At 43.0% G+C, this 20,800-nt stretch carries 19 protein-coding genes and 1 pseudogene; 8 read left to right on the forward strand and 12 right to left on the reverse strand.

Annotated features, from left to right (window positions below):
- Nucleotides 1–58 precede the first annotated feature (58 nt).
- A complete protein-coding gene (gene modA / locus E7204_RS02505) occupies nt 59–862 on the reverse strand; it encodes a molybdate ABC transporter substrate-binding protein (RefSeq protein ID WP_295181237.1) in 804 nt (267 codons plus the stop codon).
- Between the two features lie 331 nt (nt 863–1,193).
- On the opposite strand from modA, the gene E7204_RS02510 reads away from it, so the two are divergent.
- From E7204_RS02510 to E7204_RS02540, 7 genes are all read left to right on the forward strand, one after another.
- Nucleotides 1,194–2,171: an AEC family transporter gene (locus E7204_RS02510; RefSeq protein ID WP_295181239.1), complete on the forward strand. Its 978-nt coding sequence runs from the start codon at nt 1,194–1,196 to the stop codon at nt 2,169–2,171.
- Between the two features lie 405 nt (nt 2,172–2,576).
- Nucleotides 2,577–3,614 carry an N-acetyl-gamma-glutamyl-phosphate reductase gene (argC, locus tag E7204_RS02515; protein WP_295181241.1) on the forward strand — a complete coding sequence of 346 codons (1,038 nt, stop codon included), beginning with the start codon at nt 2,577–2,579 and terminating at the stop codon, nt 3,612–3,614.
- 16 nt (nt 3,615–3,630) lie between these two features.
- Nucleotides 3,631–4,851 (forward strand): bifunctional glutamate N-acetyltransferase/amino-acid acetyltransferase ArgJ, encoded by a 1,221-nt coding sequence (gene argJ, locus E7204_RS02520; protein WP_295181243.1) that lies wholly within the window; start codon nt 3,631–3,633, stop codon nt 4,849–4,851.
- A gap of 98 nt (nt 4,852–4,949) precedes the next feature.
- On the forward strand, nt 4,950–5,903 hold the full coding sequence (gene argB, locus E7204_RS02525; protein WP_295181245.1) for an acetylglutamate kinase: 954 nt from the start codon (nt 4,950–4,952) through the stop codon (nt 5,901–5,903).
- 109 nt (nt 5,904–6,012) lie between these two features.
- Complete coding sequence (locus E7204_RS02530) at nt 6,013–7,209, forward strand: acetylornithine transaminase (RefSeq protein ID WP_295181247.1); 1,197 nt, start codon at nt 6,013–6,015, stop codon at nt 7,207–7,209.
- 110 nt (nt 7,210–7,319) lie between these two features.
- The gene (gene argF, locus E7204_RS02535; RefSeq protein WP_295181249.1) at nt 7,320–8,246 is read left to right on the forward strand and encodes an ornithine carbamoyltransferase; all 927 of its coding nucleotides are present in this window, start codon (nt 7,320–7,322) and stop codon (nt 8,244–8,246) included.
- A gap of 192 nt (nt 8,247–8,438) precedes the next feature.
- On the forward strand, nt 8,439–9,002 hold the full coding sequence (locus E7204_RS02540) for a biotin transporter BioY (RefSeq protein ID WP_295181251.1): 564 nt from the start codon (nt 8,439–8,441) through the stop codon (nt 9,000–9,002).
- Here E7204_RS02540 and ygiD read toward each other — a convergent pair whose 3' ends face one another.
- The 5 genes from ygiD to E7204_RS02565 all read right to left on the reverse strand — a co-directional run bounded on the left by ygiD (nt 9,003) and on the right by E7204_RS02565 (nt 14,036).
- Entirely contained in the window at nt 9,003–9,827 is an 825-nt protein-coding gene (ygiD, locus tag E7204_RS02545) for a 4,5-DOPA dioxygenase extradiol (RefSeq protein WP_295181253.1), read from the reverse strand.
- A gap of 332 nt (nt 9,828–10,159) precedes the next feature.
- Nucleotides 10,160–11,134 carry a peptide-methionine (S)-S-oxide reductase MsrA gene (gene msrA / locus E7204_RS02550; protein ID WP_295181255.1) on the reverse strand — a complete coding sequence of 325 codons (975 nt, stop codon included), beginning with the start codon at nt 11,132–11,134 and terminating at the stop codon, nt 10,160–10,162.
- A 224-nt stretch (nt 11,135–11,358) separates the two neighbouring features.
- The gene (locus tag E7204_RS02555) at nt 11,359–12,561 is read right to left on the reverse strand and encodes an MFS transporter (RefSeq protein WP_021840367.1); all 1,203 of its coding nucleotides are present in this window, start codon (nt 12,559–12,561) and stop codon (nt 11,359–11,361) included.
- Nucleotides 12,562–12,723: 162 nt separating this feature from the next.
- Nucleotides 12,724–13,179: a MarR family transcriptional regulator gene (locus E7204_RS02560; RefSeq protein ID WP_295181258.1), complete on the reverse strand. Its 456-nt coding sequence runs from the start codon at nt 13,177–13,179 to the stop codon at nt 12,724–12,726.
- A 332-nt stretch (nt 13,180–13,511) separates the two neighbouring features.
- Nucleotides 13,512–14,036 carry an Rrf2 family transcriptional regulator gene (locus E7204_RS02565; RefSeq protein ID WP_295181260.1) on the reverse strand — a complete coding sequence of 175 codons (525 nt, stop codon included), beginning with the start codon at nt 14,034–14,036 and terminating at the stop codon, nt 13,512–13,514.
- A 252-nt stretch (nt 14,037–14,288) separates the two neighbouring features.
- Here E7204_RS02565 and E7204_RS02570 point away from each other — a divergent pair, with 252 nt between their 5' ends.
- Nucleotides 14,289–15,656 carry an NCS2 family permease gene (locus E7204_RS02570; protein WP_006555944.1) on the forward strand — a complete coding sequence of 456 codons (1,368 nt, stop codon included), beginning with the start codon at nt 14,289–14,291 and terminating at the stop codon, nt 15,654–15,656.
- Nucleotides 15,657–15,891: 235 nt separating this feature from the next.
- On the opposite strand, the pseudogene E7204_RS02575 reads toward E7204_RS02570, so the two are convergent.
- The 6 genes and pseudogenes from E7204_RS02575 to E7204_RS02600 form a co-directional block, all read right to left on the reverse strand.
- A pseudogene (locus tag E7204_RS02575) lies at nt 15,892–17,133 on the reverse strand (PTS transporter subunit EIIC).
- Nucleotides 17,134–17,283: 150 nt separating this feature from the next.
- The gene (locus E7204_RS02580) at nt 17,284–17,682 is read right to left on the reverse strand and encodes a type II toxin-antitoxin system HicB family antitoxin (protein WP_295181263.1); all 399 of its coding nucleotides are present in this window, start codon (nt 17,680–17,682) and stop codon (nt 17,284–17,286) included.
- Between the two features lie 63 nt (nt 17,683–17,745).
- The gene (locus E7204_RS02585) at nt 17,746–17,931 is read right to left on the reverse strand and encodes a type II toxin-antitoxin system HicA family toxin (RefSeq protein ID WP_295181265.1); all 186 of its coding nucleotides are present in this window, start codon (nt 17,929–17,931) and stop codon (nt 17,746–17,748) included.
- A 149-nt stretch (nt 17,932–18,080) separates the two neighbouring features.
- Nucleotides 18,081–18,830 (reverse strand): DNA methyltransferase, encoded by a 750-nt coding sequence (locus E7204_RS02590; RefSeq protein WP_295181267.1) that lies wholly within the window; start codon nt 18,828–18,830, stop codon nt 18,081–18,083.
- A gap of 19 nt (nt 18,831–18,849) precedes the next feature.
- A complete protein-coding gene (locus E7204_RS02595; RefSeq protein WP_295181269.1) occupies nt 18,850–19,710 on the reverse strand; it encodes a type II restriction endonuclease in 861 nt (286 codons plus the stop codon).
- Nucleotides 19,711–19,814: 104 nt separating this feature from the next.
- The gene (locus E7204_RS02600) at nt 19,815–20,720 is read right to left on the reverse strand and encodes a DNA adenine methylase (protein WP_295181271.1); all 906 of its coding nucleotides are present in this window, start codon (nt 20,718–20,720) and stop codon (nt 19,815–19,817) included.
- Nucleotides 20,721–20,800 lie beyond the last annotated feature (80 nt).

Here is a 20,800-nt window from a genome sequence, read left to right on the forward strand (position 1 = left end):
TTCAGCACCTGAACCGCCTATGCCTCTTTATATACTCTGTCAATAACCGTGCGTCATCTTATTTCGCACTGTTAGCTACACTGGTGAAGCCGTATTTTTGTAAAATCTGCTGTGCTTCACTGCTCGTTAAATAATCATAGAATTGCTGAGCCAAATCATTATCATATTTTGTCACAATAGCGATAGGGTAACGAATCGGATCATGACTGTCACTTGGCGCTACGGCTGCCACTTCTACACGATTTTTCAAATCCATAGCATCGGTTTTATATACAAAACCGGCATCAGCGGAACCTTCCGCTACATAAGCACCCACGGACTTAACATCCTTAGCGTAAACGATTTTGCTCTCTACCTGATTCCAAAGGTTTAATTTCGTCAAAGTCTGCTGAGCGTATTTACCGGCCGGCACTGTTTCAACGGTGCCGATAGCTAAACGGTTAACGGTAGGTAATTGTTCGATAGTAATTTTTGGTTTATCTTTAGGTACGATTAATACCAAGGAGTTTTCTACCAACGGTTTTACCTTCGTCACTAAATTCTTTTCTTTTAACTGCGCCATATTTTTTTCGTCAGCAGAAATAAAAATGCTGGCCGGCGCACCACTTTCAATCTGTTGGCGCAATGTTCCGGAACCACCGAAATTAAGTGTAATCTGAGTAGGATCTAAATGACGGGATTTCACAAAATTATCTTTCAATTCATTAGCGGCAGCCTGTAAACTGGCCGCTGCCGATACAGTAATTGTTTGAGACTTAGTAGCTTGCGCATCTTTTTTATCGGTATCAGTTCCACCGCAACCGGCTACCACCAATGCCATCGCACTCATAGCAATCAACAATAACTTTTTGTACCCTTTCATGTACATTGCCTCCTTCGCCTCCATCATGTGGCTCTTAATACTGCGTTTACACTTCAAATTACAGAGTATATATTCGCCGGATAATCACATAAGTGATTATTTGTAAACCTATTATAGTCTTATTATGACATAAATATAAATAAAATCAAAGGTTTTAATTCCCTATTTTTTAGCGGTATTTAACCCAAGGACTTAATCACATTATTATATGGCTAACAAAAATCAAGCTCACTCACCAATTTACTAGTAAAACCGCGACCTTTTAAAGGTTGTTTTTTTATACTCAATTGGGTATAGTATAGATAGATTTACACCAAAGGAGGGTATCACCGTGGGGTTATTTTTTCACATTTTTTGGACAAGTGTTGTACCTATTTTAGCCTTAGTAGCGGTAGGTTTTATATTAGATAAAAAATTCAATCTGGATTTACGCTCATTAAGTAAGTTAAATTTCTTTATCTTACTGCCGGCTTACGTTTTTCGCTCATTATATACAGCTAATCTTACCCTCGAAAGTGTCGGTATATCCGTCTGCGCCTTTATCATCCTGTTTTCCAACAGTTTCATGGCTTTAGGGGTATCCAAATTTCTTGGTTATGACCGCAAGAAAACTCAAATCGTCCGCAACGCCACCATGTTCAACAATGGCGGTAACATCGGCATCGCCATTGCCACCTTCGTATTTTCCAATGAGCCGTATATCGTAAACGGCCAAACGCCCTATTTGGATGCAGCCATCGTAGGCGTAATCGCCACCTTTATTATTCAAACAATCTTCTGTAATACCTTAGGCTTTTATCAAGCCGGCACCGGTTTGCTCACGCGCCGCGACGCCCTTAAATTAGTATTCCACATGCCCGTACTCTACGCGGCTCCGGCTGCCCTCTTAGCGCGATTGATTCCGTACGATTTAACAACTTTGGTATTATGGTCGCCTCTTCATATTTTTGCCAACGCCTTCGTCGGCATGGCCATGATCACCTTAGGTGTGCAAATGAGTCGTACGCCTTATAACTTCTTAAAAAAAGACGTTTTAGTTACTACATCTTTGCGACTTATCGGTGGACCAATCTTAGCAGCCTTTGTTATGCTTCTTTACATCGTATTATACGAACCGGTAAATCCGATTTCCGCCCAAGCCGTTATTATTACCTATAGCGTGCCATCAGCGGTAAATACAGCGCTCATCGCCTTTGAAATGAAAAATAACCCGGAACTGGCCACGCAGATTGTTATGTCTACAACCCTCTTATCCGCTGTCACCATGCCGCTGGCCATCCTATTTGCGTACTACATGTTCCCGGTTTAAAATTATTACCTCATTCTTTGAGCCATAATATTCAAACCAATGTCTTAGGGATTGTAATAAATCAACTTCAAACTGCATATTAATTCTTAACACCATCAGTGTAAACTGGTGGTGTTTTTCTTTGTAATTACTGATTTATTACATATCATCATACTTAACATGTCAATCTTCTATCTATTTTTGCGGGAATTTTTATAATTAATTATTGCATTTTTATGTATTTAGGTCTATAATGCCAATCATAGAATTTTTATTCAAACAAACTGTATATTTACTTCATCTTCCATTAATGAATTTCTTTAATCTTTGCGTAATTTTCAGAAGTAAATATACATAACGAATACCATAAACCGTATTATTATACCTACAGCAAGTGTAAAACTATTCTACAAAGGAGCGATTCATATGACCAAAGTCAGCATCCTCGGTGCTACCGGTTACGCCGGAGCCGAGCTCGTAAAATTAATATTACAGCATCCGAATGCCACATTAACCCATATTACTTCGGAAAGTCATACCGGCCAAGCCTTGGCCGATGTATATCCTCATATGCGAGGCATTACCGATTTGACTTTGGAAAGTATGGATAATTTGGAAGCCATTGCCAAAGACAGCGATTTTATTTTCATTGCACTTCCTCACGGACATGCCATGGCCGTCGGCAAAGCCTTAGCGGATACACAGGTCCGAATTATCGATCTCGGTGCCGACTACCGCTTCAGTGACACCAAGGTATATGAAGCGTGGTACCATGTACCTCATACTCATCCCGATGCGGCCAGCGTCTATGGCTTAGCCGAACTAAACCGAGAAGCCATAAAATCCGCCAAAATCATCGGTAATGCCGGTTGCTACACAACGGCTTCCATTCTGGCGTTGGCTCCTTTAGTAAAAAATCATCTGATTCAAACTAATACCATCATCATTGATGCTAAATCCGGCACCTCCGGCGCGGGCCGAAGTGCTAAACTCGATACCCATTATCCCGAGTTCTACGACGCCTTTAAAGCCTACGGCGTAGCTACCCACCGCCACACACCGGAAATTGAAGCAGCCCTCGGCAAGCTAAACGGTTCACCGATAATGCTAAATTTTACGCCTCACTTAGTGCCAATGAGCCGCGGTATCTTAGCTACGGCGTATGCCAACTTAAACGAAGGCGTCACACCGAACGCCGTAAGCCAAGCTTTTGAAAAAGCCTACGCCACGGAGCCCTTCGTCCGATTACTCGGTCGCAATGCCTATCCAAATACTAAATATGTCCGAGGATCCAACTTCATTGACATTGCCTGGCATATTGACGAACGAACCGGACGCGTCATCGTCCTCAGCGCTATCGATAATCTCGTAAAAGGCGCTGCCGGTCAAGCCGTTCAGAACTTTAACATCGCTTGCGGCTATGAAGAAACAACGGGGCTCAAGCTGGTTCCCATGTACCCATAAATTAGGAGGTTCTACCATGAAACAAACAATAACTTTAGATACACAATCTCACGGCGTTACCTACGCCAAAGGCTTTGAAGCCATCGGCATCCAAGCAGGTCTCAAGAAAAGCGGCAAACACGATTTAGCCCTTATCTATACTAAACAAAAAGCGGCTGTAGCCGGCACTTTCACCCAGAATAAAGTGGCCGCCGCGCCGGTCTATGTATCAAAAGAAACGGTTGCTACCGGCACGGCGCACGCCATCATTTCCAACTCCGGTTGCGCCAATGCCTGCACCGGTCCGCAAGGCTTAAAAGATGCGCATACCATGGCGTATCACACAGCCCAAGCCTTAGCTTGCGATCCTACCGACATCATCGTGGGCTCTACCGGTATCATTGGTCAACAATTACCTATCCACGACATCGTAAAAGCCATTCCAAACCTCGTAGACTCCTTATCCGAGGATGGCAGTGAACTGGCCGGCAAAGCCATTTTAACAACCGACACATACTCCAAAACGGCCTCAACCCATTTCACCATCGACGGCCAAACCATTCACATGGGCGCCATCGCTAAAGGCTCCGGCATGATTCGGCCTAACATGGCAACCATGCTTTGCTACATCACCACCGATATCGCCATTACGCCGACGCTTTTGCAAAAAGCCTTACACGCCTGTGTCGATAAATCCTTCAATATGATTTCCGTGGACGGCGACATGAGCACCAATGATATGGCCATCGTCCTCGCCAATGGGGCTGCGGGCAACAAACCGATTACCGAAGAAAACGAAGATTTCGAACTTTTCCAAGAAGCCCTCATGGCTATCACCGTATCCTTGGCTAAGCAAATCGCCGCTGACGGCGAAGGGGCCAGCAAATTTATCACCATTGATATTAAAGGGGCAACCGATTTTGAAAGTGCCAAAACAGTGGGCATGTCCATTGCCAATTCGCCACTCGTAAAAACCGCCTTCTTCGGCGAAGATCCTAACTGGGGTCGGCTCATCTGTGCCGCCGGCTATGCAGGCGTACCAATGAATCCGGCCACTACAGTTTTAAAAATCGGCGGTGTTACCATTTTTAAAAACGGCATGGGCGCTGTGTATAATGAAGCAACGCTCAAACAAATCATGAACGAACACGATATTACGGTCACCGTTGAGCTCAACGAAGGCGATGCGAACGCCACTGTTTGGACCTGTGACCTCACCTATGACTATGTTAAAATCAACGGTGAATATCACACCTGATACAACTATAACCGCGTTACCAACCTAATCACATCAGCGTAACGTATCAACCAAACGCAAACTACCAAGCCATCGAACCTATCGGAAAGGAGCCTCCTATGATTAACGAATTAAACGCCTTCAATATTGCTACCGTCAACACGCCTGACGAAGTAGCTGCGCACACCACCATCAGTGCTGCCGGCAAAGCATCCATACTCATTGAAGCACTGCCATACATCCAAAAATTCGCCGGCAAAACCATGGTCATCAAATACGGTGGCAATGCCATGATTAGCGAAGAATTAAAGAACAAAGTAATGCAAGACATCGCCCTTATGAAGTGCATCGGTATTAAACCGGTCATCGTCCACGGCGGCGGGCCGGATATAACCGCATTTTTAGAAAAAGTGGGTAAAACCAGCCAATTTGTAAACGGTCTGCGCGTCACCGACGCAGAAACGGTAACTATTGCCGAAATGGTATTAGGCGGTAAAATTAACGCTGAAATCGTAAGCCGTCTCAACACCTTAGGCATCCCCGCCATCGGCCTTTCCGGGAAAGATGCCAACCTACTGATGGCCCATAAAAAATTAGCCGAAGTCCACGAAGCGGGTGGCCAAATCAATCACGTAGATATCGGTTTTGTCGGTGAAGTAACGAAAGTAAACACTGAGATTATTAACGACCTCTTAGATAAAGGCTATGTACCGGTCATCTCCCCGATTGGGGTGGGTAAAGGCGAAACGACCTATAACATTAACGCCGATTATGTGGCGGCTGAAGTAGCCGGTGCCTTACAAGCGGAAAAACTACTCATGCTCACCAATACGAAAGGGATTTATACCTCCCTTGATGACCCGAAGAGCTTCTTATCCAGCATCTTTAAAGCTGACGCTGTCGCCATGATTGAAGACGGCACCATCCAAGGTGGTATGATTCCTAAAGTGGAAGCCGTTCTACATGCCCTTGAATGCGGCACCAAACGTGTTACCATCATCGACGGTCGCGAACCGCATGCCTTATTGCTCGAACTATTTACCAACAAAGGGATCGGCACAGAGATCATTTAAATTAACCGAATCACCCCACATTCGGCAGAACCCCACCTTTAGCAGCCCCCCCACCTTTGGCAGTGCTTCCGAGCGTGCCGCAATTAATCCATGACTAAGGAGGTTCCCCATGAATACAACGGATATTATTAATCACGATAAACAAGACTATTTTCCCGTCTTTGCCCGGTACGACATCGTCCTCGACCACGGCGACGGCGCTTATTTATACGACACTAACGGTAAAGCCTATTTAGATTATCTCGCCGGCATCGCCGTTAACGTAGTCGGTCATAACTATCCACCATTAGTTGATGCTATCGCTACACAAGCCGCTAAAATGATTCACTGCTCCAATTTATACTACACGGAAGTGCAAGCTGAAGCAGCGGCCAAACTCAAAGCTTTAAGCGGTATGGATAAAGTCTTCTTTGCCAATTCCGGGGCGGAAGCTAACGAAGGAGCTATTAAATTAGCCCGTAAATACGCCACCGCCAAAGACCCGGAAAAAGTACAAATCATCACCGCCTTACACAGTTTTCACGGTCGTACCTTGGCTACCTTGACCGCCACGGGCCAAGAAAAATATCATCAAGGCTTTGGCCCCTTGCCGGGTGGTTTTGACTACGTTCCCTTCGGCGACATCGACGCTATCAAGGCAAAAATTAACGACAAAACCTGTGCCGTCATGCTGGAAGCCATTCAAGGCGAAGGGGGCGTCCATGTTCCCGATGCAAACTATCTAAAAGAAGTAAAAGCCCTTTGTGAGCAACATGACGCCTTGCTCATTATCGATGAAATTCAAGCCGGTATGGGCAGAACAGGTAAATTCTTCGGCTACGAACACTTCGGTATCCAGCCGGATATCGTAACACTCGCCAAGGGCCTGGCCGGCGGGGTGCCTATCGGCGCTTTTTTAAGTACCAAAAAGCTAGCCAATACCTTTCATGCTGGCGATCACGGCTCTACCTTCGGTGGCAATCCCTTAGCCTGTGCGGCCGCCAATGCCGTACTTACCGCCATAAAAGCGGAAAATCTAATGGCTAATGCAGCCACCGTCGGCGACTATTTAATTGCTCAACTAAAAACTTTGCAACAAGCATTTCCGACACTCATTACGGAAGTGCGTGGCAAAGGTCTCCTAGTTGGCATGGAGCTCACGAAACCGGGCCGCGATATTGTTAACGATTGCCTTGCCAAAGGCCTCATCATCAATTGCACCGCCGGCAATGTCTTGCGCTTTGTACCGCCACTCATTATTACTAAAGAAGACGTAGATACTTTAATAGCCACATTAAACGAAGTATTACCGGATTACGTCGACTAGTTCTAGCTTATATAATCCGACTTATGATTTGAAATGCCTGCACGATAGAATAATGCTATCGCAGCATTCCGATCGCCGTAAGCCGTCCTAATTATAGAAAGGAGCCTATTATGAAAAAAGGTGACGATTTTATTTCCATCCACGACCTCTCCACGGAAGAAGTTTGGCAGCTGCTCGACTTGGCTGCCGATTTAAAACAAAAACAAAAAGCAGGCATTCCTCATCCCTATTTACAAGGCAAAACCTTGGGCATGATTTTTGAAAAAGCCTCCACCCGTACCCGTGTTTCTTTTGAAACCGGCATTTACCAACTGGGCGGACAGGGACTTTTCTTATCCGGTCGCGATTTACAAATCGGCCGCGGCGAACCCATCAAAGATACAGCTCGCGTTCTCTCTCGCTATGTGGATGGCATCATGATTCGTACCTTTGCTCATGATACGGTACTCGAACTGGCCGAATATGCCAGTGTGCCGGTCATCAATGCCCTTACCGACTTACTCCATCCATGCCAAGCCATGGCGGATATGATGACGGCCATCGAATACAAAGGGAAAGATTTAAAAGGTAAAAAACTCACCTTTATCGGTGACGGTAACAATATGGCCCACTCCCTCATGTTCGCCTGTGCTAAATTAGGCCTTAACTTTGCCTTTGCCGGACCTAAAGGGTATGAACCGAATCCAGACATTATTGCCAAAGCCGAAGCGGATGCCAAACAATCGGGCGGCTCTATCGAAATCTTAAACGATCCGATGGCTGCTGCTAAAAACGCCGATATTTTCTACACCGACGTCTATGCCAGCATGGGCCAGGAATCGGAATACGAAGAACGGCTGCAGATTTTTAAAGGCTTCCAAGTTAACAGCCAAGTCCTTAGCACAGCTAATTCAAATCCAATTGTAATGCACTGCTTGCCGGCTCATCGGGAAGAAGAAATCACCGACGAAGTATTCGAAGCACAGGCTAATGTTATTTTTGACGAAGCGGAAAATCGTCTGCACATGCAAAAAGCCATCATGGCAACCATTATGTAAACAAAAGACGTGAAACGCAGGCTGTAACCATCTCCACAACCTGCGTTTCATATCTATGATGAAATATGTATCATAATTCAAGACATGCCATGATGTAAGATCGTGTATTGTAAACCCTATCAAAAGTATAGGTTGATAAAATAAACCTCCCCTAGTATACTTAGAACAGGTATAGTAGAGGAGGTTTTTCAAATGAAAACACGTTTATTATTTCGCGCCGCTTTAATGATTGCCTTGTTGACGGTAGGCGCACGCATCCAGATTCCATTGCCTTATTTTGATTATTATACGTTGCAGTTTACCTTTGTGCTCTTAGCCGCGGTCATTTTGCCGCCCCGTTACGCTTGGGGCTCCGTTGCCACCTATGTACTAATGGGTCTTATCGGCATTCCTATCTTCGCCGGCGGCGGTGGTCTCGGGTACATCGTACGCCCAAGCTTCGGCTATCTCATTGGCTTCATCATTACCGCCGGTGTTTTGGCCGAATTAAAACAGCGTTATAAAATTCACACGCTCAAAGGCTATTTCGCACTTAACACCATAGGCATCGTTATAACCTATATATTCGGCTTATCCTACAAAATCGCCATTCTAGCCTGGTATTTGAACCAGAGTGTACCATTGAGCGATATCTTCTGGGTAGCCTTTGCCTTCGACATTCCGGCCGACTTCATTATGATTGTCATCTTATCAGCAGCGGAAGTTCCTATCGTAAATGCATTGCAATCCTTAAATCAGCGTACTGCGGCGCATTAATTACTTCAGCCCCCAAGCCAAGCTGGTCATGCTTAAACTGCCCCATACATAATCATGGGTATGAATATCAACCGGCGGCAAGGTAAGCTCTTTTACATCGCCTTCACCTAATACAGCACCAAGGCAGTAGTAGAACGGCGCCAAGTGATCCGGTGATTCAGCGGCTACGCGAGCCCCTTCAAGGGCTTCCCATTTTAAGGCGCCAACTAAATCATTTTCCTTTTCAGGATTTATCTTAGCAAGTAAGGCTTCCTCGAACGCTTCCGCTTCGGGGAAGCCTTTATTACCCATATTCGGGTTGATTAAACGCAAATTATGCGCAATGTCGCCACTGCCTAAAATCAAGACACCTTCATCGCGCAAAACGGATAACGCCTGCCCCATAGCAAACCATTCACGGGCATCAGCTTTATAGTTAACCGATAACTGCACTACCGGAATCTTTGCATCAGGATACATTTTCAAAAGCAGTGCATAGGCCCCATGATCATAACCGCGGTCTTCTTTCATAGCCACCTGAGCACCCAAACGTTCCTGTATACGTTCGATTAAAGCTTTGGAGGTTTCTGCAGGATACTGCAATTGATAAATCGGATCAGGGAAACCATACATATCATAAATCATAGCCGGTTTTTCATCCACTTGTACAAAACTGCCGGCCGTATACCAATGTGCCGAAATCATTAAAATAGCTTTTGGACGCGGGGTAAGATTCGCCAGTGCTTCCCATTCCTTTGTCCAAGGATTATCTTCAATTAAATTCATAGGTGAACCGTGACCGATAAACAGCACCGGCATTTTAGACGTATTAATTGTTTCACTCATAGTAAAACTCCCTTTCTTACAGCCCCAAATTCACAATCGGATACGTTCCGTCAATGCGTTCTTAAGGGGATAACGGAAAACTAATCATATCTGAAGTACTATTCCCAAACATCTATGCCATCAAAAATTTCCAGCTGAATGGGAATTACATTCACTTTCATCGTATGACTCTATTATAAGATGTAATTATAATAATTACAAGTATTTTCTTTGTAAAATTTTAAAATACTTAATTTCAACATGCAAAAAGCCGGCACAGCAGACTATACCGACTGTACCAGCTTTTATATTATGTCGCTAATTACGACCAAAACCTTATTTCGTATTAAAATTTATACTTCTTCATCCAACAATGGCAACCAAGCACCATAGCCTTCTTTGGCCATATCTTCGGCCTTAATAAAGCGCAAGGATTTACTGTTAATACAGTAACGAAGACCGCCCAAATCTTCTTTGCCATCTGTGAAAACATGGCCCAAGTGGGAATCCCCATGAGCACTGCGCACTTCGACGCGCGGACGGCCCGGAATCGAAAGATCTTCTTTATATACTACCGAATTTGCCGTAATAGGCCGCGAGAATGCCGGCCAACCGCAACCGGAGTTAAATTTAGCGGAGGATATAAAGAGCGGTTCCCCCGTTACAATATCTACATAAATGCCTTTTTCAAAAAAGTCGTCATATTCACCGGTAAACGGATGTTCCGTCGCACTTTCCTGGGTAATGGCGTACGCATCATCACCGATACGATTTCTTAAGGCGTCCTTATCTTCCTTCACATAAGCCGGCAAATCCACCAATGGTTCGTCCGCTTTATATAACGCCACATGGCAATAGCCATTAGGTTTTTTATCCAAATAATCCTGATGATAGAGTTCCGCATCAAAGAATTGTTCCAGCGGCAACACTTCAACGGCAAATTTTCCTTCCGGATCCACCGCTTTAAACAGGCGTTCCACACGAGCTTTATCTGCTTCATCGGTGTAATAAATGCCCGTACGATACTGCGTACCTACGTCGCCGCCCTGCTTATTCACAGAATAAGGATCTATAATTCTGAGCAAATGTAGTAAAATTTCTTCCAAGGAAATAATGTGGCGATCATACTCGAGGCGCACCGTTTCCGCATGGCCCGTATCATTATGACATACCTCTTCATACGTCGGGTTTTCCGTTTTACCGTTCGCATAACCTACGGCAGTCCCCAAAATGCCGGCTACACGTTTAAAATACGCTTCTACACCCCAGAAGCAGCCACCTGCCACATAAATTGTTCGTTTATCTGCATAAACACTTTGAATAGCCATAAATTGACCTCACTTTCTCTTTTAACTCTCTTTTGTCTCTCATCTCATATAATGCTCTGATTTAACATCATATTACATCATATTGATAACACTATACCATTAAATCAATACGCTGTAAAAGCATAAAACGAAATAAATCGATATATAAAATGCATTAAACTCTTTAACGTATTGCAACGATTTCAGTTGGTCCTGCCTAACTCAAAATACAGTGCGTGCCTATATTAGAAAGCATCGGCCGCTTTAACACGGCGTTGATACACTTGGTACGCCACGAACATCAAGAGCACGCCGGTTACCAAGAATACATACTGAATGCCAAAGAATGTGGTTACACCACTCGCAAAGAGTGGTCCCACCATACAACCGAACTGGTTCGCCGTCGTAGCCATACCGAATACGCGGCCGCGGAACGCCGGTTCTGTATAATGAGCTAACGCCGCACTCAACAACGGGTTAACCCCTACGATGAAACATCCTACTAAAATCTGCAAGCTGCCAAACCAGGTAATGCCGAATGGCATACTTTGTAAAAACAAGAATATACCGGTACCGCAAAGGGCGTAAAATACTGCTTTAAAATAACCCTTACGCTGCCCGAAAGCGGCCCAAATATTAGTTGTTACCGCACCGGCCAAACCGCCGACACTCAAGATTGTACCGGCCAAGAGAGCGGCCCCTTCCATCGTCCCTTGCAACTGCCCTACATAAAGCGCCAAAATAGGCTGCAACATTAAGATAGCGGCCTGCATAATGAAATACAACCATAATAAATCCGTCAATACTTTACGGCCCTTAACAAAATTCCAATCTTCGCGGAACGAAGTCGTTTCCACCGGCTGCGCATCGCCCATATGCGGTTCTTTTACAAAGAAGAATACCACCGCACTGGCCACGAATAAAACGCCACCGGCAATGAAAAATACGGGCCTCATGCCCACAACCGCTTCAATCAAACCACCGAGAAGCGGCCCGATAACATTACCTACGATTAAACCGGTCTGAAAAATCCCCAAGGCCGTGCCCGTTTTTTCTTTCGGCACACTAAGGGAGACCATGGTCATGGCCGCCGGCATAAAGCCGTTGGCAAAGCCCATCAACGCACGGGTCGCAAACAATTGCCACGCATCTTGCACAAAACCCGTTAAAATATAAGAAATACCAATTAAAATACCGGCACGAATGGCCATGAGCTTCTTACCCTTCGTGTCCGCCATGCGCCCCCAAATCGGAGCCATGACGCCGGCTACAAAAAACGTAATGGAAAAGACAACGCCGGACCAAATAGCCACGCTATCGTGGCCCACACCCAATTCCAACAAATATACCGGCAAAAACGGTATCAACATCGTATAACATATGGATAAACCCGTCATACAACCGGTTAACAGCCATACGTTGCGCATTCCGCCTCTCGCATCTGCCATATGATTCCTTCTTTCTTCAAAAATTGCCCTTCGGCAATTCATTTCACAGTTTTAAAATTTCACAGTTTTAAGGCAACATTTGTTGTCATATACTTATACTTTTATTCAAACAAAGCAAAGCTCCTTGATCATACTAAAGGAGCTCACACTAAATAGCTACAATTATACTTTTTGTTCCCGTCCGGTTAGCTGCGCAATCAATTTGTACAACAGTTTATACATGGTGGTGAATTCTTCATCCGTCAGGTTTACCACCTCAGCCATCGCCTTCGGCACATGGGCTACCCGCTGTTGCAATTCGCGGCCTTCATCCGTAATGGAAATAATGACGGTTCGTTCATCTTCTTTGGAGCGCGTCCGTGTTAAAAAGCCTTTGGCTTCCATTTTACGCAGTAATGGCGTAAGTGTTCCCGAATCGAGATATAAATACTCGCCCAGGGACTTTACATTCAAATGGCTGTGTTCCCACAAAACCATCATCACAATATATTGCGTATATGTTAAATTTAAAGGTTCCAATAACGGCTGATAAGCTCTGACAATCTCCTTCGCACAGGCGTACAAGGGAAAACATAACTGATTCTTTAGAGCCAGTTCCTCTATATTTGTATCTATCAAGGTTTTTCTCCTTATCTCAATTAATTAGTTCACAATATAATTCTATACAATGCGACTACCCCTGTCAAGGTGAGTGCCTCGTCTAAAAAATAAACGTTACGCAAAATCTAAATGGCTCATCCCCCCATTGTAACGACCCGCGTCAAAAAGAAAAACACCTTCCGGCATCAGCCCACACTTTTCCCCTAAAAAGTAAATGCAGATTGTACCACTTAAAGGTGTTTTATAACTTTAACAGTTATTCTTCGTATACTTTATCGCTATTTACTTTTTACTACAGTCTCATTATCTTGGCTGTTTTTACCACAGTCTCATTATGTGGGCTGCTTTTACTAAGCCGGTGTACTCTTACCGGTTACGTCAGCGGAAGTGTCGTCAGTGGCTGCCGCATCAGCAGTTTGGCCTTCGGCCGAGTGAGCCTCTTCATCATCCGACTCATCAGATACGTCAAACTTTTTGTCCAACACATCTTGTAAGGTTAATTTTTCCATATACTCTTTAAACTGAGCCTGCATATGTTCCCATAAAGGCAAGGTCATGCAAGTTTTGCTGCGTGGACACTGATTTACTTCATCTTCCAAGCAAGCTACAAGAGCAATCGAATCTTCCGCAGCACGCAAAATATCATAAACCGTGTAATCTTTCGGCTCCATCGACAAGCGATAACCGCCGTATTTACCACGTACACTTTTTACATAACCGGCCGCACTCAAGCGTGCTACAATGCCTTCTAAATATTTATCGGAAATACGCTGACGTTCCGCAATTTCGCGGATAGACACGTTCTTCTTAGTACCATGTTCTGCAAGGTCAACTAATACGCGTAAAGCATAACGACCCTTAGTTGAAATTTTCATAGTTCATATACCTCTTTCACAGTAGGAATTACTAAATTCATTATATCACAAGATTTATCCCCTATCAAAGAGGGGAATTAAAATTATCGATACTTTTCGCACCCGCCCTTATTATTTTTCCGGTTTACCCTACCAAATTTCTTTATTGGCCTCTTTACCATTCTAATTTTCTCTATTTACCTCTCTACTTTTCTGATTTACCATGATACAATAGGGGTGAATTTATAATTCACATATATAGGAGGTCATTATATGTTAGAAAAACTGTTTGCGCTCAGTGAGCGTAAGACAACGGTGAAAGGTGAAATTATCGCCGGCTTAACCACCTTTATCACCATGGCGTATATTCTTTTCTTGGCGCCGAATCTACTCAGCATCGCCGGCATGGATAAAGACGCAGTCCTCATCGCCACAGCCTTAGGCGGCGGCATCATTACAATTGCCATGGGGCTCATCGTTAACTATCCGATTTGTTTGGCACCGGGCGTAGGCCTACTCGCCTTCTATACCTTTACCGTTGTACTCGGTATGGGCGTCGCTTGGCAAACCGCATTGGGGGCCGTATTTATTTCCGGTATCGTTTTCTTAATCTTAACCCTCACCACGGTACGTCAACACATCGTTGAAGGTATTCCGGCATCCATGAAAATCGCCATTACCGTCGGTATCGGCCTTTTCATCACCATTATCGGTTTGAAATTATCCGGTCTCATGGCCATTACCTTATCCTTGTCGCCGGACAGCCTGGCCCAAGTCATCGCCACTAAAGGTCATTCCACACCGGGCTCTTCCGAAACCATCTTGACCTTAGGTAACCTCTTGGATCCGCAAGTAGCCTTAGCCCTCTTCGGACTTGTTTTCACAGCCCTCTTGATGGCACGCAACGTACAAGGCTCCTTCATTATCGGCGCCGTTGTTACCAGTATCTTAGCATATGCTACCGGTAATGCTCAGCTCCCTGAAAACTTCTCCATTATCGCCGTGCCTGATTTTAGCAAAGCCGCTTTCTTCCAATTAGATATCGGCAGCGCCATGAGCATGGGCCTCGTAACCATTATCTTCTCCTTCACCTTTGTTGAATTATTCGACTCCATGGGTACCTTAATCGGGACAGCTACCAAAGCAGGTATCGCTAATCCTAAAGAAGGTAAATTCCCTGGCCTTGGTAAAGCCATGACCGTTGATGCCGTCGGCGTAAGCTTCGGTGCCCTTTTAGGGGCCAGCACCATTACCGCTTTCGTAGAAAGTGCGGCCGGTGTCGGTGCCGGTGGTCGTACCGGTTTAACCGCCGTTACTTGCGGTATCTTGTTCCTCTTGGCGTTACTCTTCGCGCCGCTAATCACCCTCGTACCTAACTGTGCGACAGCCCCAATCTTAATCTTGGTTGGTGCCTTGATGATGGAACCGATTCGAGACATCGACTTCTCCGATTGGACTGAAGCCTTCCCGGCTTTCATGGTTATCGCTTTGATGCCTTTCACTTACAGCATCGCTAATGGCGTATCCGCCGGCCTTATCATGTACCCACTTCTTAAAATCGTTGCCGGCCGTACTAAAGAAGTACACTGGATTATGTATCCGTTGGCCATCATCGTATTAATTCGTTACATCTGGTACTAATACGATTTTTTGAAAAAAACATTGTACTAATATTAAAAACAGCTCTTAAGGGCTAACAAAAAGACTTATCTCTGATTCCGCATCATTATAAAACGGTGTATCAGAGATAAGTCTTTTTTGGTTTATATAGTTAAAATTTCATTTCTTAGGTGGACAAAAAGTGTGGGTAAAAACACCTTCTAACCCGGCTAAATCCTACGCCCATTGAATTTTAAAATCATTTATTCTTTACTCTTTATATATTAACTTCTGAACTTTCCGTACTCGCAATATCGTGAAAACCAACTACCAACGTCAGTACAAAACTTAAGCCAAAGGCGATTCCCAAAGCCGTCAAATACCACATAAAGGACGGTCCCATAAATACCGGGAGCGTTGTAATTGCGGGAATGGCAAAAGCCGCTGCACTTACCTTAAAGAATCCCGCTAGGGCACCGCCTAAACCGCCGGCAATACAAGCACAAACCATAGGTCGTTTCAAACGCAACGTAACACCAAATACAGCCGGTTCTGTTACGCCTAATAAGGCAATTACGCCGGCTGAAAAGGCTTCCGTCTTAAACACTTTATTTTTACTGCGTAACGCTACCGCCAAGGCAGCCCCCGCCTGAGCAAACATGGCCGTACCAAATAGCGGCATTAAGGTATCAAAACCGTAGACTGCCACGTTGTTAATGGCAATGGGGAAAAACCCCCATTGGAGTCCCAACATACCAATAAACGGTTGTACCGTACCCACAATAAGGCCCGCCACTAAAGGACTGAGCCCGTACACCACTTCATAACCAACACCCAACAAAGCACCAAGCCAGGTACCAATCGGTCCTAAAATCACCAAGGTGAACGGTGTCATCACAATAATGCAAAGGGGCGGTGTAAACAGCCCACGCACCGCTTCAGGGAATAGTTTTTACCCCAAGCGCTCTACATATTGTAAGCAGTAAACGGCCAACAAAATCGGAATAACCGACGAAGGATACATAACCTGCCCCACGGGCCAACCGAATAAATCTGGGCCTTGCCAACTGCCGGCCCCACCGGAATTGCCGAACATCGTTGCCACCGCACCGCCGTCTCCGCCTTGCCCCATTGTGGCTGCCAAACTTTGCACTAACGCCTCTACCGACTCCATACCGCCGGCGCCCGGCGCTTTCATGAGCTGCGTTACCTCCGGATACACCAACACACAGGCCAGTAGCATCGCCGTAAATGGATCCGTTTTAAACCGCTTCGCCGCCGTATAGGCCAAGAACACCGGTATAAAATAGAAAAACGCATCGCTCATGGCATTTAGAATCACATAGGTACTCGAACCTTCCGGTACCAGGTGATTAACCGTGAGCAAAATAAAAATGCCTTTTAAAATACCGGTCGAAACCAGTAAGGCAATTATCGGTAAAAACAGGGCTGATAGAAGATCTATCGCCCCGTTGGCAAAGCCTTTAAGTCGCATATATAGTGTAGTCGTGGCAGACATGAAATACTCCTTTAAAATGAATCTTTGAATATATTTATTGATTATGTATATCAAATTAAACCAATATAAGTATAACAAAAGAGAGCCCGCTCGACAATTTCGAGGGGGCTCTCAGATAAACGAAGATTAGATTATTAAAATATTAAATCATTATATTAAATCCAACTCTTGCTTTAGTGCACGCTGTAATATTTGAGAGAAATTAAGTTGCTTTTCTTCAGCTTTATGATTTAACCAGCTCGGGATAGTGAGAGTTTTCTTAACAGCCCTGTTATCTGTTTTCCTCAAATATTCTTCTTCATCCCATTTAACTAAATCTATAAACTCACCTTTTTCAGTCTCGATATCAACAGGATTCGTTGGTTGAGGAAATGCTTCGCCATCCTCACTCAAAGAATATAAGTAAAGGCCTAATGCATCCTCAGCCATTTCAACCGCTTCTGTCAATGTATTACCTTCAGTTACACAGCCTAATAAATCAGGGAAGATTACTGTATATCCACCTTGGCCATCGGAGCTAAATATGGCTGGGTACATTTCTTTTCTCATCTTACGCCTCCTTTATGTTTAAACAATAATATAATTTTAACTCGAGTAATTTATATCAATCTATCACTTAAGTCCTGCTTGTTTTAATATTGTTTGCAATGTTTTAGGTTTTAAATCTTCTTTATGTAATGCTACAGTTACACGCCCATTTTTTGTTGGATGTTTTAATATATGATGAGAGCCCCTAACTCGATCAATGTACCATCCATCTTTTACTAAAACCCGCATTAACTCTTTTGGTGTAGTCAAACACACTCACCAACCTTTTATTCCCCTTTACCTTACACTTATTATAATACGTATTAGCACATATATCAAGAATGAACGTAGCCTATTAACACATAATTCATACATGATAATAGGCTACACATTTATTACTCTTTTACATATAATTTCTATTATTTTCTAAATACGAACAAATATTCATGGGCAATCAATAAGAAATTATATTTTACGCTATTTGTTTTCCAATACCCCGTCGCCCTACAATTATGTTGTTCTTTAATGATTAATTCTTTTAAAGTAAAGCCAGCGTCTTGGAATATTTTCATAACGTCAAACGACATAGGCTGCATACAGCCTTTTTGTCGCGTATCTCCCATGAGGATTGCACAAAACTTATCTTTCTTTAAAACGCGGTAACATTCATTGGCAACCGGTTTCATTGCTTCTAAAAAATCTTTAATTTTAAGTTGTGATAAATCTTCCGGAATACCATCGCTATACTTAATAATATTAGCGTATGGAGGATGCGTACAAATCAAATCAATACTTTCATCCGCAACAAAATCAAGATTTCTGGCATCGCCTTTACGCACCACAACTTTACCATCAGCGCCATCATGTTCAAAATCTATTTTTTCTTCACAACGTGCTAACGCTACATCATTACAATCAACCCCAATAATATTACGATTTAATAACTTAGCTTCAACTAAAGTTGTGCCCCCACCGGCAAATTGATCCAATACTAAATCACCGGGTTGAGAGTATCTCAACAAAATATTTCTCGGAATATATGGTGACCAATTGCCACGCCACTTCGCATCGTGGGTAGCCCAATCCCCCCTTTTTGGAAAAGACCAATGGGTTGTCATCTCCAATTCAAAATCTTCAGGTTCCCATTTTTTAATTTTCTTTACAGCCATAACTTACAAATACACTTCCTCATTTTATAACTTTTGAAATAATATCATTTTCCAAATCTTTTATATTATAAATATGGTCCATTATGTCAAAAGTTTCTTCTAAATTATGTCTGGCACTGTTCCAGCCTTTACCGTCAGTAAACCAAACAAAAGAAAATCCATCAATCGTATTCGACTCCATCGCCAAGGTCTTATAGCTACGAGCTGTTTCATTCAACTTACTACCACCACCGGCATAGAAATTAGTTTCAATACCATATACCATAGCCTCGGTCTTTATAACAAAATCAAATCGCTTTTCACTTCGCCCTCTATCAGAAATAGCAGATAAATCAATTCCCCAATTTCGAGTGATATCACGAATATACATTTCCTTGAAGTAGCTTATATTACGCTCAAAACCAGCTTTTTTAATATATGATTCTACTAAATCCTCCATCAAATGTCCACCACGATTTTTACGCCCGTTTGAGTCTAAGCCGGTTTCTACGCCGGTTGCATAATCAATGAGATTACTGATAATATGATTAGCCATTAAATCAAACAAGCCCGTTTTTCTCATGAACATTTTATACGCATCAGCTGAGTAGTTCATTTTTTTAAAATTGAATAAAAATTCCCCATCATCATCTATTGCATAGATTTCGTTTGCTCTAACAGCCAATAGAAGCGGGATACATTTTAGAACTTCCGGGTATTTAGCTACTAGACCTTCAAACTCAGACTCGATATTTTTTGAGCCAATTAGAGAGTTTAAAATATTTAGTTCAACCTTAATTTTATCAATATTACCATAAATTTTTTCAAAATTTATGTAGTACTGATAATTAGCAATACTGTCCTTAAATTCTGCTAGCCAATTAGTAAAATCACGTTTCATAACACTTTCCTCCCTATACACTATTCCTAATACAATAAACACTAAAAAATTAACAGCAAATAGCCATTAAGAATATCCCTAATTTAACTTTTCTTTTAAAATTATTAATTACTAATCAGCAACTCCGTAATCTTCCCACGTTTAGAGCCTTTGCTATTTATAGCTCGGTTAGCAAAAATTCTTTCAATATTAAAACCCTTATAAATTTCGTCAAAAAACTCATCGTCCGGATTCGTATTTTTGGGATCTGAGTTACTTAATAACACACGAACGCCCTTATCATCTAAGTGATGTGCAAATGCACCCAACTCTCGTTGCGAATCATCATTAAATTCATATTCGCTGTATGACGTAAAATTAGCTGTTTCCGAAAGAGGCCGATACGGCGGATCAATATAGACAAAAGTCTGCTTATCTGAAAAATCATCTACAGCTTTATAACTATCACAAACAATATGCACTTTAGCTAAGGCTTTAGCTACCTCAACTAAATTCTCCGCATCACAAATTAAAGGTTTCTTATAAGCCCCCATTGGTACATTATAAAAACCATTTCGATTAACCCGATACAAACCATTAAAGCATGTACGGTTCAAAAAAATAAAGAGCGAGGCTAACTCTATATGCTTATCAGTAAGAGGCTCAGTATTAATATTAGCTAAAAAGTCCAAACCCAATAATTCATTATATCTGTCTCGATTTTTATAAAAAATCTCTTTTCTGCCCTCTTGTTCTATAGGCCAAAACTTTTCTTGATAAGATACTAGTCGTGCTATAACATCATCAACATGCTGTTGAATGCTTTTATATGTATTGATCAAACTCTTGTTGATGTCGCTAATGTACACAGCATCTAAGTCATATTTACTTAATATATCAAATAACACTGCGCCGCCACCAATAAAAGGTTCCGCATATTTATTTATATTTTTATCTTCAAATGGATAGTATTCCTCTATGTAAGGGAGCAACTGATTTTTGCCGCCAACCCATTTCAAAAAAGGTTTCATCGTTCCAATTGCCTCCTTATATATCACAAATTAAATCTACTAAAATATTGCAACGTCTATTGCGTTTTGATCTTTATTAT

Origin of the sequence: Veillonella sp. (assembly GCF_015058545.1) — a bacterium.
Classification (GTDB): Bacteria; Bacillota; Negativicutes; order Veillonellales; family Veillonellaceae; genus Veillonella_A.